Raw genomic sequence first — 18,453 nt, 5'->3', positions numbered from 1 at the left:
AAGGATTACGCATGTCCACAACAACCGCTCGTCTAGATGACCTAGACCGTGCCATTCTCAAAACTTTAATGGAAGATGCGCGAACGCCTTATGCTGAAATGGCAAAGCAGTTTGATGTCAGCCCAGCCACGATTCATGTTCGTATCGAAAAGATGAGAGCGGCTGACATTATTGAGCGTACCGAGGTTGTGGTAAACACCAAAAAATTAGGTTACGACGTATGCTGCTTTATTGGCATCAATCTCAATGCCGCCCGCGATTACCATTCAGCCATCGACAAACTCAATGCTTTAGAGGAAGTGGTAGAGGCGTACTACACCACAGGCGCCTATAATATTTTTGTCAAACTGATGTGTAAATCGATCGAAGAACTGCAGTTTGTATTGATCGATAAGCTGCAAGCGATCGATGAGGTTCAGTCGACCGAGACCCTGATTTCATTGCAGAACCCTATCAATCGCAATGTGAACCCATAGCGTTCATTCGTCTTGTTTGGCATCAAACACAGACAAAAAAAGAGCCTCTAACGTAGAGGCTCTTTTCGCTATTAACTCCGCAATAAAGATAATGAACTCGTAATAAAGCTAAGCAATTACCGCCGTTACGGAAATGATAGCAATTACGCGTTGATTCCCGCATGACGCAACATTGCATCAATGTTTGGCTCACGACCTCGGAAGCGTTTGAATAACTCCATTGGCTCTTCACTGCCACCCATTTCAAGGATATTACTCAGGAAGCGATTACCGGTTTCTGTATTGAAGATACCTTCTTCTTCAAATGCAGAGAACGCATCGGCTGAAAGCACTTCTGCCCATAGATAGCTGTAGTAACCTGCACTGTAGCCACCAGCAAAGATGTGGCCAAAGCTATGCGAGAAACGGTTCCAATCAAGGCTTGGTAGTACCGATACCTTAGACTTCACATCGGCCAGAGTCTCTAGCACGCGCGCACCCACTTCTGGATCGTATTCTGTGTGTAGCGTGAAATCGAACAAACCAAACTCTAGCTGACGCAGGATAAACATCGCAGATTGGAAGTTCTTCGCCGCTAGCATCTTCTCGAGCATCTCTTTTGGCAGGGCTTCACCCGTTTCGAAATGGCCAGAGATAAACGACAGCGCCTCTTCTTCCCAACACCAGTTCTCTAGGAATTGACTTGGCAGCTCAACGGCATCCCAAGGCACACCATTGATACCAGAGACGGCACCCGCTTCAACTTGCGTCAACATATGGTGAATACCATGACCAAACTCGTGAAACAGAGTCACGACTTCATCGTGAGTAAATAGCGCAGGCTTATCACCGACTGGTTTGTTGAAGTTACACGTTAGGTAAGCGACGGGGGTTTGTAGTTCACCAGATTCAGTAATACGACGACCACGACAGTCATCCATCCAAGCACCACCACGTTTGTGCTCACGTGCGTATAGGTCTAGGTAGAAGCTGCCGCGTAGTGCACCTGTCGCGTCAAAGATATCAAAGAAGCGCACAGACTCGTGCCATGTGTCGACACCTTCACGCTCTGTTACCGACATACCAAACACACGGTTTAGTACCTCAAATAGGCCTGATACAACATTAGACTCAGGGAAGTAAGGGCGAAGCTCTTCATCAGAGATCTCGAACAGATTCTGCTTCTGTTTTTCGCTGTAGTAAGCAATGTCCCACAGGTTTAGCTCAGACACACCAAACTCTTTCTCAGCAAACTGACGCAACTCTTCAACTTCGCGTTCACCTTGTGGTTTCGCTTTTACGGCTAGATCATTGAGGAAACCAAGCACTTGGTCCGGCGTTTCAGCCATTTTGGTCGACAGTGATTTTTCGCTGTAAGTATTGAAGCCAAGCATGCGTGCAACTTCGTGACGCAGTTTAAGTTGCTCGGTGATGATCTCTGTGTTGTCCCACTTACCTGCATTTGGACCACGGTCAGAAGCGCGAGTTACGTAAGCTTCGTATAACTCTTTACGTAGCGCTTGGTTATCACAGTAGGTCATCACAGGTAGGTATGATGGAATGTCTAGAGTCAGTAGGTAACCTTCCTGCTCTTTAGACTCCGCTGCTGCTTTCGCTGCCGCTAACGCAGATTCAGGCAAGCCCGCCAGTTCAGCCACGTCTGTGATCTGCTTGCTCCACCCCATGGTGGCATCAAGTACGTTATTCGAGAATTGAGAGCCTAGCTCAGACTGACGCTTGCTGATCTCGCCGTAGCGGTGCTGCTCGTCTGCTGGCAGGCCAATACCCGACAGTTCAAAGTCACGTAGTGCGTCAGTAATGGTTTTTTGTTGCGCTTGGTTCAATGCCGAGAATGCTTCACTCGCCTTGATCGCTTTGTACGCTTCAAACAAACCTTTGTGTTGACCCACCCAAGTACCGTATTCAGATAGAGCAGGCAAACAGCTCTCATACGCGTCACGTAGCTCATCACTGTTCACGACAGAATTCATATGGCTTACCGGTGACCAAATGCGGCTTAAACGATCGTCCACTTCTTCAATCGGAGCAACGAGGTTGTCCCAACTTGGTGCAGTATTACCTTCAAGTACTTGTTCTATCTTGTTGCGACACGCTTCAATCACTTGCTCAACCGCTGGTTTAACGTGCTCAGGCTTGATTTGTGAAAACGGAGGTAAGTCCGTGAAGGTTAATAGCGGATTAGACATATAAACATTCCTTTGGCTTTAGAGACTTTCGTCTTTTTTGTAATGAGGTCGTCTTACAGTCATCAAGCTCAGGTTCGCCCTAAAAAAAATCACCTGCGAATAGTTATTAAATAGTGCCCAATAAGGCAAATTTCAATAGTAGAACCAATAACTAACCACATATTGCGAACGACTGTTCCTGAATTGTTCGAGAATTTATGGTCCATTGAGGGTTATAATGGTCTGATTAACCCCACCTACACTAACCACACTCTAAATCGAGAGTGTTACGAGAGTTTAATTTGTTAAGTTATCGCCACAGCTTCCACGCAGGTAACCATGCCGACGTAGTAAAGCATATCGTACAGAGCCTTATTCTTAATTCTTTGAAACAGAAGGATAAGCCTTTTGTTTATCATGACACTCACTCTGGTGTAGGTCGTTACGACTTAACGCATGAATGGTCTGAAAAAACCGGTGAATACAAGCAAGGTATTGCACGCCTATGGTCTGCGAGAGAAGCGGAACAACAAAATCTTCCTGAAGACATTCAAAGCTACCTTGAGTCTATCTCAACGCTAAACAATGGCGACAAGCTGCGCTACTACCCAGGCTCACCACGTGTTGCACGTGCCCACCTGCGCGACCAAGACCGCATGGTACTGACCGAGCTTCACCCAGCCGATCACCCGCTGCTTGAGCAAGAGTTCCACCGCGATCGTCAGGTATCTATCTACAAAGAAGATGGCTTCCAACGCTTAAAAGGCAGCCTACCACCAAAAGAGCGTCGTGGTTTGGTGCTTATCGACCCGCCTTATGAGCTGGCAAAAGAGTATCGTGATGTGGTGACTGCAATTGCTCAAAGCCATAAGCGCTGGGCAACCGGTATCTACGCAATTTGGTACCCGGTAGTAAACCGTTGTGACATCGAAGATATGATCGAAGGCCTTGAAGGCTTAGGCATCAACAAGATTCTACAAATCGAACTTGGCGTGTCACCAGACACCAACGAGCGCGGTATGACAGCATCAGGCATGATTGTTATCAACCCGCCTTGGAAGCTAGAAAGCCAAATGAACGAGATTCTTCCATTCTTGAAGGAAGCAATTGCACCGGCAACCGGTCACTTCAAAGTAGAGTGGATCGTACCCGAGTAATCTCGAACTTAACGTCATAATCTGACGAATATTCAGCAGATTGTGACGTACACGAATAAATTTCAAACAGGGTGATTGAGTTCAACCGATCTGCCCTCAATATAATAATTAGACAATTTAAGAATCTATAGGACGTAGGTATCCAGTGCGCTCACTGTAACTACAGCCTTCAATAAATGGAGAAAGTAATGGCAACTCATTTTGATTACATCTGTATCGGCGGCGGCTCAGGCGGCATCGCATCAGCTAACCGCGCAGCTATGCACGGTGCAAAAGTTGCACTTATCGAGGCACAAGACCTTGGTGGTACATGTGTAAACGTTGGTTGTGTTCCTAAAAAAGTAATGTGGCACGGTGCTCAGGTTGCTGAAGCGATCAACCTATATTCGGAAGATTACGGCTTCGACGTTGAGGTAAAAGGCTTCAACTGGAGTAAGTTGGTTGAAAACCGCCAAGCGTACATTGGTCGTATCCACCAATCTTACGATCGCGTTTTGGGTAACAACAAAATAAACGTAATCAAGGGCTTCGCTAAGTTCGTTGACGAGAAGACTGTTGAAGTAAACGGCGAACACTACACTGCAGATCACATCCTGATCGCAGTAGGTGGTCGTCCAACGATTCCAAACATCCCAGGCGCAGAATACGGCATCGACTCAAACGGTTTCTTCGATCTAATGGAGCAACCAAAACGTGTTGCTGTTATCGGCGCGGGCTACATCGCAGTTGAAATCGCAGGCGTACTAAGCGCACTTGGCACAGAAACACACCTGTTCTGTCGTAAAGAGTCACCACTACGTAGCTTCGACCCAATGATCATCGAAACATTGGTTGAAGTAATGGAAGCGGAAGGCCCAACACTTCACACACACTCAGTACCTAAAGAAGTTGTGAAAGAAGCAGACGGCACGCTGACTCTACACCTAGAGAACGGCAACACTCAAAACGTTGACCACCTAATCTGGGCTATCGGTCGCCACCCAGCAACTGACGCTATTAACCTAGCATCAACTGGCGTTGCAACTAACGACCGTGGCTACATCAAGGTAGACGAGTTCCAAGCAACCAACGTTCCTGGCATCTACTGTGTTGGCGACATCATGGAAGGCGGTATCGAGCTAACTCCTGTTGCTGTTAAAGCAGGTCGTCAGCTTTCTGAGCGTCTATTCAACGGTCAAACCAACGCGAAAATGGACTACAAGCTCGTTCCTACTGTTGTATTCAGCCACCCACCTATCGGCACAATTGGTCTAACGACTCAAGAGGCTGAAGAGCAATACGGCAAAGACAACATCAAGGTATACACGTCTGGCTTCACTGCTATGTACACAGCAGTAACCAAGCACCGTCAACCTTGTAAGATGAAGCTAATATGTGCTGGTGAAGAAGAGACAGTCGTTGGCCTACACGGCATCGGTTTCACGGTTGACGAAATGATTCAAGGCTTCGGCGTTGCAATGAAGATGGGCGCAACCAAAGCAGACTTCGACTCTGTTGTAGCGATTCACCCAACGGGCTCTGAAGAGTTTGTTACCATGAGATAATCAACGCCTTCCGTTGATAACTTTTAGAAGCAGGCCTTGAGCCTGCTTTTTTATGTCCACTCAGAACCTGAGTGTTTCTTTTATCTATTAAGAACAAAAAATTACTTAACGCACATCACGTTAAGCAGTGAAGAACCTTTTAGCTGATTCACGTTCCCGTTAGTAAACAGACCTTTCTTATCTGCGCCCCAATAAGGTAGATGCATTGGCCAATTCTGGTTTTCCATAACCGATGAACCAAGAATGCTCTGCCATTGCTGATCACTCATCAATTTCATGCCAATTTGCTTACACACTAGCTCAGCACTTCCAAAATCTAAGCGGCTCCAAGGTTTACCTTGTTCCATGTAAAACTGTTGCTTATGATCAACTAAATAAGGAATGGCATATTTGCTACCCGCAACGTTTGCTGTCACTCGGATTTCGATATCAAGGTCATTGTCAGGGCTTGTGCCACTGCTTGGAAAAGCTTGAATTGCAGCGACACTCGTTGCCGCTTGAGTTGCAACCACAGGTTTCGGTGCTGGCTTAGCTGCTGGTTTTGGCTTTGCCGGAGTTGCAGGCTTAACCGCTTTTGATTGTGCCGCTTTCGCAACGATAGGTTGTGATGAGGTTTTCGACTTATCGACCATGCGAATAAAGGCTTCACCGTAACCAGGAACCTTACGCACCTGAGCTAGGTCTTTTCTCGCATCAGAGAAAGTAGAGTATGGGCCGATTAAGCAACGATAGTCGCCACCTTCCGGCTTCATCCAAACGTTAGTCGAAATTTTTTCATACAGAGGTTTCGCTCGGCCTAATGACAAAGGCTCGTTTAGCAAGCCGCATTGAACCCAAAACAACTCGTTTTCTGCATGACGTTTAGGGGCTTTTTTTCCCCACACACCCTTACCGATAGGACATGATTGTTCTAACTGTGGTAATTGATTAGTACTGGCTTGAGTCGCATCACATAGGACCGATTCCGCATTAACCTGGCTCGATACTAAAAGGGATACCGCGATAAGCCCCATACGATAATTTTCACTCACAACACAGCGTACAGCATTCATTGTCAACTTCATAACCACCACTTAAACCCTTTCGGGCTAATTGTTACCGACTCTATATCGATAAAACATGAATTCCATTTTAAGTATTATTGACCATACCAATAATCTATAGTTCCAGAGTCATTAAGCAAAAAAAGAGCCGTAATTGCTTACGGCTCTTAGTTTAGTGACTTTTTTTGTCAAAAATCAATCTGTGCTATCACCCTTTATAAATTTTAGGGTTAAACACATCACGTAACCAGTCACCCAATAAGTTAATTACTAGAACTAATGTTACCAAAAGCACACCTGGGAATGCTGTGATCCACCATGCTCCTGAGAAGATATAGTTAAAACCAGTACTGATCAGAGCACCCAGTGACGGTTGGTCTACCGGAAGGCCTAAGCCTAGGAAAGAAAGTGCCGCTTCTGACATGATGGCATTTGCCACCTGTACCGTAGAGATAACCAAGATCGGTGATAAACAGTTCGGTAGAATATGACGGAACATGATGCGAGGTGCTCTGAAGCCCATCACACGCGCCGCCTCTACGTACTCTTTCTTCTTCTCTGCCAATACTGATGCTCGAATGGTTCGTGCATACTGAGGCCATTCAGCAATACCAATGATCACCACTAGCATTACAACCGCATATTGTGCATAGAAGTCACTACCGAAACTTGCCTTAAAGATAGCCGAGACAATGATCGCGACCATCATGGTTGAGAACGAAAGCTGAACATCAGCAAAACGCATCAGGAAGCTATCGATACGACCACCGAAGTAACCCGCAGAAAGACCAATGATGATACCGAGTGTTAGCTGAAGGCCAACCGCTAAGAAACCAATCGTCAATGAAAGACGCGAGCCGTAAAGCATGGTCGATAGAATGTCACGACCTTGCTCATCGGTGCCCAATAAGAAACGCTCTTCGCCGTCTTCCATCCAAGATGGTGGTAACTCAGAATCCATGATGTCGATTGAGGTCACGTCATATGGATCCATTGGCGCTAAAATCGGCGCCGCTAGAGCCATCACTAGGAAAGCTGCAAAGACCGCAAAGCTGAACATTGCAACTTTGTCGCGCAAGAAGTAGTACAGAATGTCTGACTGCTTGAATCGCTCCCAACGAGATGGAGCTGTGGTTGTTTGTTCCATGATTATGCTCCTTTCCCTGTGATGTTTACTGTTGGGTTAATGATGCCGTATAACAAATCAACAATGGTGTTCGTAACTACGAAGATCAGGCCAACAAAGATAACGTATGCGGTAATCAGTGGTGTATCCACTCGGTTAATCGCTTCAAGGAATAGGAAGCCGGTACCCGGCCATTGGAATACAGTTTCAGTTAGAATGGTGTAAGCCACCATCGTACCGATTTGAACACCACCTACCGTTAGTACTGGCAGCATTGTGTTTTTCAAAGCGTGTTGGTAGTAAATCTTGTTCAGCGCTAGGCCTTTTGCTTTACCAAACTTGATGTATTCAGAGCTCAGAACCTCGAGCATTTCAGAACGTACTAGACGAATGAACAGCGGCAGCATGATAGATGCCAGAGCAATACTCGGCAGCACTAAGTGCGCAAGGCCATCTAGCGTTAAGAAGCCAGATTCCCACCCAAACCAGTTTGCGGTATCACCCCGCCCGAATGACGGTAGCCAACCGAGTTCGATAGAGAACACATACATCAGCATGATTGCGGTTAAGAAAACCGGCACAGAGATGCCGATACTACTGCCCGCCATCACGAGCTTGGTGAAGAAACTTTTTGGATGTATTGCAGAATAAACACCAAGTGGGATCGACAGACAAACAATGATCAGAGAAGCGCCCAACACCAGTTCCAGTGTCGCGACCAGTTTATCTAGAATTACGTCCACTGCAGGGCGTTTAAAGAAATATGAAGTACCAAGATCGCCTTGTAGAGCAGCGCCTATAAAGCGAGTGTATTTTGTAACGAAGGGATCATTTAAGCCGAGTTCATCACGCAGCGCTTGACGCTCCGATTCTGAAACAGATTGACCGACTAACTCACGCAACGGGTCGCCCAGGTTATCCTGAATGGCAAACGCCACCAAACTGATCACAAACATCACTATCAGTGCCTGAAACAGGCGCTTGACCAGAAACGTAACCATTCCTTGCCCCTTATCTATCCATGACTATCTAATCGAACTCCGCGACTAGACAACAAAAAATTCAGTCTTAAAAAAGTATTTAGCCAGACTGAAGGAAAACCAAATACCAAAACTTAAATCTATTTCTTAATAATTTGAGAGCCTGAAAAGCTTCAGGCTCTCGATTCTAGCAAGCTAGATTATTTTACAACTAGGTCGCCAAAGTAAGGCATAACCATTGGGTTTACTATATCAGCGGCACCTACGTTAGACTTCGCGCCCCACGCTTCACTCTGCCAGTGTAGAGGTACGAATACCGCATCGTTGTAAAGTGTTGCTTCAACACCTTTCAACATCTTAGAGCGTTTAACCGGGTCAGTTTCAGTGTTAGAAGCTTCTACAATTGCATCCATTTCAGGGTTTGAGTAGCCAGAACAGTTGTATTGACCACGACCAGTCTCTTCGTTACGAGTCATTGTTAGGAATTCGTTGAAGTTCGCTGAATCTTCGGTATCTGAGTGCCAACCGATCATCATCATGTCTGCTGAACATAGGTCAAACTCAGGCCAGTACTGTGCTTTAGGCATCGTTTTAAGATCAACTTTGATACCAATCTTAGACAGCATTGCCGCAGACGCTTGCGCTACTTTCGCATCGTTCACGTAACGGTTGTTTGGTGCTGCCATAGTTAGTGTAAAGCCATCTTCGTAGCCCGCTTCTTTCATCAGCTCTTTCGCTTTTTTCAGATCGTAACGAGGCACTAGCTCTTCGTTGTGACCCGCGTAGCCTGTTGGGCTTTGCTGACCAGCAGCTGTCGCGAAACCTTTCATGATTTTCTTAACAATACCTTCATTGTTAATTGCATGAACGATTGCTTGACGAACACGTACGTCTTTCAACGCTTCGTTGCTGTTTTGGTTCATTTGAAGCGTAATGATACGAGTACCAGGCAGCGTGACTAAATCGATGTTCTTAGCATTTTTAACACGCTTATGATCGTTTGGTGCGACAGGGTGAATCATATCAACGTCACCAGAAAGAAGCGCGGCGACACGTGTTGCGTCTTCTTTGATTGGTACCAGTGTTAACTTGTCTACGTTGCCGTCAGACTCTGTGTCCCAGTAATCGTTGAAACGCTCAAACGTTACTTTAACGCCTTGCTCACGCTGCGTTACGATGAATGGACCTGTACCTGAAACGTTAGTCGAAGCGTACGAGTTACCGTGCTTAACTAGCTCAGACTTGTCTTTCCCTTCCGCGGTTTGACCAGAGTAGAACTTGCTGTCCATTGGGAAGATGTAAGTTGCTGTTTGTAGCACTAGTGGGTAAGCCGCTTTTGATACTAGTTCAACGGTGTAGTCATCCACTTTTACCATTTTCTCGTATGGCGTGAAGATAGACTTAAAGTCTGGAGAAGCTTGTAGACGATCAAAAGTCCACACAACATCATCAGCAGTCAGTTCATTACCCGAGTGGAATTTCACACCTTTACGTAGGTTGAAGCGGAAAGTCGTTTCATCAATACGCTCCCAGCTCGATGCTAGGCGGCCTTCAAAATCCATCTCTTGTGTGAAACGTACTAGAGGGTCAAACACCATGTGAGACATTTGCAGTGTACCACCAGACAACTGCTCGTGCGGGTCAAGTGATACTGGGTCAGCTGCGTAGCCAACAGTAATATCTGCGGCTGCTACACTAAAGCTTAGTCCAGCTGCCATCAAAGCTACTGCTAATTTGCTTTTCATGGTTTTCATTGCATAACTCCTTCATGCGGGAATCCAGATCCCTAGTTGTTGTATGTGCGTCTGTTTATTTTTGTTAGCAAGCTAAACTCCAGCCTGCTGATTTTATGTCGCGGCTTGTGCCACTGCTTTTTCTTCTCTTAAACCCGTAAATTCAGGCATTAAAGAAATTAGGTGTTTGCTGTATTCATGTTGAGGCGATTGGAACAGCTGCTCTGTTGGCGCTACTTCCAGTAATTCCCCCATTTGCATCACGCCAACACGATCACACATTTGGCGAATAACCGGTAAATCGTGACTGATGAACAGCATGGTTAGGTTGAGCTCGTCTTGCAGGTCTTTCAATAGATTAAGGATCTGAGCCTGTACTGACACATCCAGCGCCGAGGTAGGTTCATCACAAATTAATAGACGAGGACGAGTTGCCAGAGCGCGAGCAATAGAGATACGCTGACGTTGGCCACCTGAGAATTCGTGCGGGTACTTCACCCCTGACATCTTGCCTAAACCAACGTGATCAAGCAGGTCGTTCACGATCTGACGAGTTTCATTCTCGTTACGAGTCAGCTTATGGAATCGGATAGGTTCCGCAATGATGTCGAAGATCTTCATTCGAGGGTTCATTGATGTGTATGGGTTTTGGAAAACCATCTGCATTTGGCGACGCATTGGACGACGCTCTTTCTCAGACTTAAGTCCTGTCAGATCAATCCCTTCAAAAGTCACTTTGCCTGAGTTTGGTGCGTACAAACCAGCAATAACACGAGCAATCGTTGATTTACCTGAACCTGATTCACCGACTAGACCAAACGTTTCGCCTTCATGTACTTCAAAGCTGACGTTATTTGACGCTTGAACGTACTCACGACGGCTCTCAAAGAAGGAATCTTTGGTGGTGAAGCGCAAGTTTACGTTTTCAACGTTCAGCAGTGGACCAGTGTAATCACGGTGATCTTGGCTTTGACCTAACCAGTGGTTTTTCACATCCAGTGGTGCCATCTCTTGCGCTTCTTCGATGTAGCTCACGGTAGGGAAACGATCGAGTTTACGATCTGAGCGCGGAACCGCAGAAATAAGGCTGTGTGTGTAGGGGTGCTCAGGAGTACCCAGAACTTTCGCTGTTGGGCCAAACTCAACTAAATCACCACGATACATGACGGCTACGCGATCAGTAACGTTAGATACCACGCCCATGTCGTGCGTGACCAACATACAACCTACGTTTTTCTTAATACATAGATCGCGAATCAAGCCCAAGATTTGGTCTTGGATAGACACATCCAATGCCGTTGTTGGTTCATCGGCAATGATAAGGTCTGGTTCACCTGCCAAGGCGATCGCGATAACCACACGCTGACGCATACCACCAGAGAATTGGTGTGGGTACTGCTTTAAACGGTTCTCTGGTTGCGGGATACCCACTTGGTTCATCAAGTCTAATGAGCGCTGGTAGGCTTCTTGATCTGAAACCTTCATATTGGCATGAATCGTCTCTTTTAACTGCTGCTCTACGGTGAATAGAGGGTTAAGAGACGTCATTGGATCTTGGAAGATAAAACCAATCTTTGAGCCGCGAACAGAACGCATCTGTTCAGGAGATAGACCTGAGACTTTTTCGCCATCCAGAAATACCTCGCCGCTAGCAATGCGGCCGGGAGGGCTCAGCAAATCGATCACAGCATTACCTACTGTTGATTTACCTGCACCAGACTCGCCTACAACACCAACAATCTCACCACGTTCAATACTGAACGAGAGTGATTTAACTGCGGCGTGAACTCCATGACGAGATGGGTATTCGATACGAAGATTTTTTACTTCTAAAAGTGACATTACCAGACCTCTACTGCTTTGGCAGCTTTCTGCCCTGTCTGCAAAATTGAATCCATTCTTACCAGAATATTGTTCTGATATTTTATACGGTTGACAATTTGGCAAATAATTCACAGAAAAGCAACAAAAATAGGATAAAAAGTCGATATCAAACGCTTAACAGGTAAAAGTAACACATAAATATTCACATAAAAAGCATATAGTAATAAAAATCAACATTATATTACCGGCGATAAATTCTCACAAAACCCATACGACTACTTGCTTGTAGACCTAAATTTATGCCTAAAAGCAGATCTCACTATTAGTCACTAAAAACAAATAATTATTCCCAAAAATAATTAACACTATAGAAACAAACTCTACTTTTTGTATTTTAAACAAACAAAACAACTAGATAGAAACATATAAGCCAAATATTTAACCACTCACATGGCTACAGTAAATATAAAACAACAAACCTAAAAACTTGGTAAATTGAGTGAGATATTGAGGTGTTTGATAGAAAGAAAGTTGTCAGATATGGCCCTTAGTGACCAAATCTGGGGCCAAGTTTCTCTTTTCACAAAACCCCTAGACCAAACCTATTATTTTATCGAATTATTGAGCGGTTGTTTTATATAAAACTAGATATAGATCTTTGAGTTTAATAAGGCGAGTCTCTCTATGAAAATCCAAGAATCGAGAAAATCCAAGGTGGGATACCGGTATATGAATGAGGGGATCTTACTCAGGAGGTGCCAGGAGAGTAACCTAACTCGATTCGCTCCATGCCATCAGAAACAATAATTGAGAATACCAGTACGACAGATGTAAAAAAGCCCCACTCTTTCGACTGAGCTTTCTTAAAGGTGGTCGGTGAAGAGACATTCTTTGAACATCAGGCGAACCCCACTTGAGTTCCAATCGAGTGATCTACATATGAAAAAAAAGCTCATCATTTCTGATGAGCTTTCTTAAAGGTGATCGGTGAAGAGACATTCTTTGAACATCAGGTGAACCCCACTTAGGTTCCAATCGAGTGATCTACAGATGAAAAAAAGCCCCGTCATTTCTGACGAGGCTTCTTAAGGTGGTCGGTGAAGAGGGATTCGAACCCCCGACCCTCTGGTCCCAAACCAGATGCGCTACCAAGCTGCGCTATTCACCGAGACGTTTCGTTTGATTTATCAAACTGGGAACTTCAAAAAAGCTACCAAAATTAATGGGGTGGCTAACGAGATTCGAACTCGCGACCACCGGAATCACAATCCAGGGCTCTACCAACTGAGCTATAGCCACCACTAACTTTTTATATAACCGCTTAACAGCCATTATTGAAATAGTGGTCGGTGAAGAGGGATTCGAACCCCCGACCCTCTGGTCCCAAACCAGATGCGCTACCAAGCTGCGCTATTCACCGACTAGTTTTGTCTCGACTCAGGGAATATTAAGTCAACACAGGAAGCCTAGGCTACCATTATTTTTTAAAAGAAAGAATGGGGTGGCTAACGAGATTCGAACTCGCGACCACCGGAATCACAATCCAGGGCTCTACCAACTGAGCTATAGCCACCATTGTTTCTTTGTGCCAATTTTCACTTACCTAAGTAAGAGACCGGATGGCGCGCCTGAAAGGATTCGAACCTTCGGCCTTTGGCTCCGGAGGCCAACGCTCTATCCAGCTGAGCTACAGGCGCATGCCCTGTCGGCGGAGTGGAATAATACGTAGATCACCCAATGCCGTCTAGTACTTTTTTAACTTTTTTTTCTGTTTGGTCTCTTTTTCGACAGTTAATATGTGATAAACCCCTTATTTGAGTACTACAACCTGTCACAGCTTATAAGTTGTTGTTTATTGCAACAACTTATCGGGATATAATCACCCATTATTTACATTGGTTTAACAGTCGCTCTTTGCTGCTCAAATCAAAACACCCTTCCAACACTATAAATTGGTAAGCATGTACTTACCTTGGGAATGTAAAGTGAGTTTAATGGATATGTCTCGTCGAATTTTAAGCGTTGTCATCGCAGTTTTAACCTTTTCAACTGGCGCAATGGCTTCAGACCTAAGCGAAGCAGAGCAAGATATAATTGCAGAACGCATCAAGCCAGTTGGTCAAGTATACCTAGTCGGCAGTGAGCCAGTAGCCGCAGAACCAACAGGCCCTCGCGACGGCGCAACCGTTTATGGTACTTTTTGTATCGCTTGTCACGCATCTGGCGTAAGTGGCGCACCTAAAAAAGGTGATGCGGGTGACTGGGGGCCTCGAATTGCTCAGGGTCGCGACATTCTAGCGGACCACGCAATCAACGGCTTCAATGCAATGCCAGCGAAAGGTTCATGTATGGATTGTTCAGACGACGAAGTCAAAGATGCTATCGAGCACATGATTGCTGGTCTGTAATTAAAAATATCAAATTCAAAAAAAGGTGACCTGATCTGATGGTCACCTTTTTTATTGGCTTCTATATAGCGGCGCGGTTAAAGCAGAGCATTACTTCTTGTTGAACATCGCACGAATATTGGCAATGTGCGCCTGTCCTTTTTCCATTCTTTCTTCAGCGGATTGAGGTTTCTTGACGCTTTCCCACTCCACGTCATCATGCGGCAACTCATCAAGAAAGCGGCTTTGGGTTGGCTTGATCAATTCACCATACTGACGGCGTTCACGACACTTAGTAAAAGTCAGCTCTTTTTGTGCGCGAGTTATACCCACGTACATTAAACGACGCTCTTCTTCTACATTGCCTTCATCAACACTGGTTTGGTGAGGTAAAATGCCCTCTTCCGCTCCCATTAAAAATACATATGGAAACTCCAAGCCTTTCGATGCATGCAGTGTCATTAACTGAACTTGGTCAGCATCATCGTCATCTTCTCCACGTTCCATCATGTCGCGCAAAGTTAAGCGCTGAACGACTTCTCTTAGTGTTTTCTCTTCTTTATCATAATTGTCACCTTCTAAGTCAGCCACAATCCAACTATAAAGGTCAGAGACGTTTTTCATTCTCATTTCAGCGGCTTTCGGGCTTGTCGAGGTTTCGTATAACCAATCTTCATAGTTAATATCGCGTACCAAAGCACGAACCGCTTCCACGGTGTTACCACGCTCAGCGTTATCCGATATACGAACGATCCAATCACTGAAACGACGCAGATTTTCTAAACCACGGCCAGTCAATGTTTGCTCCAAGCCCATCTCAAAGCTGGCTTCAAATAGACTTTTGCCACGCATATTGGCGTAGCTGCCCAATTTCTCAAGCGTAACCGGGCCAATTTCGCGACGCGGCGTGTTTACAATACGTAGGAAGGCGTTGTCATCATCTGGGTTCACCAACACACGCAGGTAAGCCATGATGTCTTTTATCTCTGCTCTAGCGAAGAAAGAGGTGCCGCCAGAGATCTTGTAAGGCACACGGTTTTGCATTAAGGCTTTTTCAATCAAGCGAGATTGGTGGTTACCTCGGTAAAGCACCGCATAATCTTTGTACTCTGTGCGGTTCAAAAACTTGTGTGCAATGATCTCACCGGTAATACGTTCGGCTTCGTGCTCTTCATTCTTGGCATTCAATACCTTGAGCTTTTCACCATCAGGGATCTCAGAGAACAGCGATTTCTCATACACGTGCGGGTTATTGGCGATCAAGATGTTCGCGGCACGCAAGATTCGGCTGGTTGAGCGATAGTTTTGCTCTAGCTTGATCAAACGCAGATTAGGGTAATCCTCACCAAGCAGCACCAAGTTTTGCGGTTTTGCGCCACGCCACGAGTAAATGGATTGGTCGTCATCACCTACTACCGTAAGACGTCCTCTTTCACCCACCAACAATCGCACCAATTCATATTGGCTGGTATTGGTATCTTGGTATTCATCCACAAGTAGGTAGCGAATGCGCGACTGCCAACGTTCACGCACTTCTTGATTGGTTTTGAGTAGCAATACTGGCATCGCGATCAAATCATCAAAATCGAGTGCGTTATAGGCCTTCATCTGTTTTTGGTACATCTCAAAGCAGAAAGCAAATAACTGCTCTTGTTCGCCTTGAGCGCGCGCTTTCGCCTGATCTGGCGTCAGCATGTCGTTTTTCCAGTTCGAAATGGTACTCATCAATGCGCGCAGCAGATCCTTATCACCATCGATCTGCTTTTCTGTTAGCTCTTTTAATAGCGCCAACTGGTCTTGGTCATCAAACAGAGAGAAACCCGCTTTCAGACCCAACGCTTTATATTCACGACGAATAATTGTTAAACCCATGGTATGAAATGTTGAAACGATCAGACCTTTTGATTCACTTTTACCCAGCGTTTGTCCAACACGCTCTTTCATTTCGCGAGCCGCTTTATTGGTAAAAGTGACCGCTGCAATATTACGAGCTTTGTAGCCGCACTCTTGAACCAAGTAAGCAATCTTATTGGTGATAACACGTGTTTTGCCTGATCCAGCACCCGCTAATACTAAGCAGGGGCCTGAAACATACTTCACGGCTTCATCTTGTCTTGGGTTCAGTTTCATTTGGTTCTCAATTTGGTCTAGAGGTGCGAATTAAATTGCGCGTCTATAATAATGCTGCAATAGCATGATTGCTATGCTCTCTTATATAAGATTTTTACGTTATTTGTGCAAAATTTTGTTGCACATGTGTATAGTTATCAGGCTACAATGAATGAACGTTCATTCATCGGTGATGGAAAATGACAGCTCATACACCTCAGGATAAACGCCAACAAATACTTTCTGCCGCTGAAAAGCTAATTGCAGAGGTCGGCTTTCAAGGCCTCTCAATGCAAAAATTAGCGAAAGAAGCAGGAGTAGCTGCAGGCACTATCTACCGCTACTTCGATGATAAAGACCACTTGATAGATGATGTTCGAGTGCTCGTAACTCAACGAGTAGCGGATGCTGTTCAAAAAGGGGTTAATGATTCGGATCCAATAAAGCAACGCTATAGAACCATGTGGTTAAACATATGGAGCTTATCGGGAACGAATTTAGCCGCGATTAAAAATCAGGTTCAATATGACTCTTTACCCGTGACAAATAGCCAAGACTTCAGGGAACTAGAACGTAAAATGTTTGCCCAAGTTGAGCTGCTATTTAATGAGGGCAAAGAGCGAGGGTTATTTAAACCACTTGATAATGAAGTATTAAGTGGCTTGAGCTTAGCAGCTAGTGTCTCGCTAGCACGTAAGCATTCTTTAGGATTTTACCAACTCGACGAGGCTGCACTAGAAGCGGCAATAGAAGCCTGTTGGGATGCAATAATTAAACACTAGATTGGAGTTTTGACCATAATGAAAAAGTGGACTTTCTTCATGTTACTCATCGCTGTACTTCTTTTCGGCAGCGTTATTGGGTTTAACATGTTCAAACAACAAAAAATTGCTGAGTTTATGGCCAACCGTCCTGAGCCAGAGTTTCCAGTAACGGTAACTGAAGTTCAGCCGATCGACTGGGTTCCGGTGATTGAGGCAATCGGTTTCATTGAACCAAACCAAGGTGTCACTCTAGCAAACGAAACCAGTGGTGTTATCGATCAAATTTCCTTCGAGTCAGGTACTGAAGTTAAGAATGGTCAGCAACTGGTTCGTCTTGACTCTGGTGTGGAAAAAGCAAACCTAAAGAGCTCTGAAGCTCGTTTGCCTGCCGCTAAAGCAAAATACAAGCGCTACCAAGGTCTATTCAAAAAAGGCTCTATCTCTAAAGAAGCATACGATGAAGCAGAAGCGAACTACTTCTCTCTATCTGCTGATATTGAAAGCCTAAAAGCATCGATTGAACGTCGTGAAATCCGCGCACCGTTTGATGGTAAGGTTGGTATTCGTAATGTGTACTTAGGTCAATACCTGCAATCGGGTACGGATATTGTTCGCTTAGAAGACACCAGTGTCATGCGCCTGCGCTTCACGGTTTCTCAAACTGATATCTCTCGCATCAACGTTGGCCAAGCGATCGACATCTTTGTTGATGCTTATCCTGAAACACCTTTTGAAGGCTCTATCAGTGCTATTGAACCTGCAGTAAGCATCCAAAGTGGTCTTATTCAAGTTCAGGCAGACATTCCAAACAATGATGGCAAGCTTCGTAGCGGCATGTTTGCTCGCGCTAACATCATTTTACCTAAATTAGAGAACCAAGTAACTCTGCCTCAAACAGCCATTACTTTTACTCTATACGGTGACAATGTTTATATCATAACGGAAGAAGATGGGGTTCAACGTGTTGCTCAACATGTTGTAAAAGTAGGCGAACGTACCGCTGATATCGCTCATATTCTTGAGGGTGTGAAAGCCGGTGATACGGTTGTCACTTCAGGCCAAGTACGTCTAAGTAATGGTGCCAAAGTTAAGATTGTTGAAAGTGATGCCATCACTCCACCATCTGAAACACCTAAGCTGTAACT

13 protein-coding genes and 5 tRNA genes are annotated in these 18,453 nt (G+C 45.1%); 6 read left to right on the top strand and 12 right to left on the bottom strand.

The features are described 5' to 3' along the window. Positions 1-11 precede the first annotated feature (11 nt). Positions 12-476, top strand: a complete 465-nt coding sequence (asnC, locus tag OCU50_RS00255) for a transcriptional regulator AsnC (protein ID WP_017055560.1) — start codon at positions 12-14, stop codon at positions 474-476. Positions 477-619: 143 nt separating this feature from the next. On the opposite strand, the gene prlC is transcribed toward asnC, so the two are convergent. After that, positions 620-2,662 carry an oligopeptidase A gene (prlC, locus tag OCU50_RS00250; RefSeq protein ID WP_060466873.1) on the bottom strand — a complete coding sequence of 681 codons (2,043 nt, stop codon included), beginning with the start codon at positions 2,660-2,662 and terminating at the stop codon, positions 620-622. A gap of 281 nt (positions 2,663-2,943) precedes the next feature. On the opposite strand from prlC, the gene OCU50_RS00245 reads away from it, so the two are divergent. Beyond that, positions 2,944-3,798, top strand: coding sequence for a 23S rRNA (adenine(2030)-N(6))-methyltransferase RlmJ (locus OCU50_RS00245; protein WP_060466872.1), 855 nt, complete (start codon positions 2,944-2,946; stop codon positions 3,796-3,798). Between the two features lie 188 nt (positions 3,799-3,986). Further along, positions 3,987-5,342, top strand: coding sequence for a glutathione-disulfide reductase (gene gorA, locus OCU50_RS00240; protein WP_060466871.1), 1,356 nt, complete (start codon positions 3,987-3,989; stop codon positions 5,340-5,342). Positions 5,343-5,443: 101 nt separating this feature from the next. On the opposite strand, the gene OCU50_RS00235 is transcribed toward gorA, so the two are convergent. From OCU50_RS00235 to OCU50_RS00190, 10 genes are all read right to left on the bottom strand, one after another. Further along, positions 5,444-6,406, bottom strand: a complete 963-nt coding sequence (locus tag OCU50_RS00235; protein ID WP_060466870.1) for an SPOR domain-containing protein — start codon at positions 6,404-6,406, stop codon at positions 5,444-5,446. Between the two features lie 187 nt (positions 6,407-6,593). Further along, positions 6,594-7,532 (bottom strand): ABC transporter permease, encoded by a 939-nt coding sequence (locus OCU50_RS00230; RefSeq protein ID WP_060466869.1) that lies wholly within the window; start codon positions 7,530-7,532, stop codon positions 6,594-6,596. A gap of 2 nt (positions 7,533-7,534) precedes the next feature. Continuing rightward, on the bottom strand, positions 7,535-8,512 hold the full coding sequence (locus OCU50_RS00225) for an ABC transporter permease (protein WP_017055555.1): 978 nt from the start codon (positions 8,510-8,512) through the stop codon (positions 7,535-7,537). 179 nt (positions 8,513-8,691) lie between these two features. Beyond that, positions 8,692-10,245 (bottom strand): ABC transporter substrate-binding protein, encoded by a 1,554-nt coding sequence (locus OCU50_RS00220; RefSeq protein WP_046223391.1) that lies wholly within the window; start codon positions 10,243-10,245, stop codon positions 8,692-8,694. Positions 10,246-10,338: 93 nt separating this feature from the next. Then, positions 10,339-12,066: a dipeptide ABC transporter ATP-binding protein gene (locus OCU50_RS00215; RefSeq protein ID WP_060466868.1), complete on the bottom strand. Its 1,728-nt coding sequence runs from the start codon at positions 12,064-12,066 to the stop codon at positions 10,339-10,341. A 1,073-nt stretch (positions 12,067-13,139) separates the two neighbouring features. Then, a tRNA-Pro gene (locus OCU50_RS00210) sits at positions 13,140-13,216 on the bottom strand. Positions 13,217-13,271: 55 nt separating this feature from the next. Further along, a tRNA-His gene (locus OCU50_RS00205) sits at positions 13,272-13,347 on the bottom strand. Positions 13,348-13,391: 44 nt separating this feature from the next. Further along, positions 13,392-13,468: transfer RNA gene (locus tag OCU50_RS00200), tRNA-Pro, on the bottom strand. A gap of 77 nt (positions 13,469-13,545) precedes the next feature. Further along, positions 13,546-13,621, bottom strand: a tRNA-His gene (locus OCU50_RS00195). A 47-nt stretch (positions 13,622-13,668) separates the two neighbouring features. Next, positions 13,669-13,745, bottom strand: a tRNA-Arg gene (locus tag OCU50_RS00190). A gap of 297 nt (positions 13,746-14,042) precedes the next feature. Between OCU50_RS00190 and OCU50_RS00185 the strand changes: the two genes are divergently transcribed. Continuing rightward, positions 14,043-14,456 (top strand): c-type cytochrome, encoded by a 414-nt coding sequence (locus OCU50_RS00185; RefSeq protein WP_060466867.1) that lies wholly within the window; start codon positions 14,043-14,045, stop codon positions 14,454-14,456. Between the two features lie 90 nt (positions 14,457-14,546). Here OCU50_RS00185 and rep read toward each other — a convergent pair whose 3' ends face one another. Further along, entirely contained in the window at positions 14,547-16,565 is a 2,019-nt protein-coding gene (gene rep / locus OCU50_RS00180) for a DNA helicase Rep (RefSeq protein ID WP_060466866.1), read from the bottom strand. Positions 16,566-16,744: 179 nt separating this feature from the next. Here rep and OCU50_RS00175 point away from each other — a divergent pair, with 179 nt between their 5' ends. After that, the gene (locus OCU50_RS00175) at positions 16,745-17,326 is read left to right on the top strand and encodes a TetR/AcrR family transcriptional regulator (protein ID WP_017055694.1); all 582 of its coding nucleotides are present in this window, start codon (positions 16,745-16,747) and stop codon (positions 17,324-17,326) included. 18 nt (positions 17,327-17,344) lie between these two features. Then, on the top strand, positions 17,345-18,451 hold the full coding sequence (locus OCU50_RS00170) for an efflux RND transporter periplasmic adaptor subunit (protein WP_060466865.1): 1,107 nt from the start codon (positions 17,345-17,347) through the stop codon (positions 18,449-18,451). The last annotated feature ends 2 nt before the right edge of the window (positions 18,452-18,453 follow it).

Origin of the sequence: Vibrio toranzoniae, assembly GCF_024347655.1 — a bacterium.
In the GTDB taxonomy this organism is placed as follows: domain Bacteria; phylum Pseudomonadota; class Gammaproteobacteria; order Enterobacterales; family Vibrionaceae; genus Vibrio; species Vibrio toranzoniae.
This window is presented reverse-complemented; position numbering and strand designations above follow the sequence as displayed.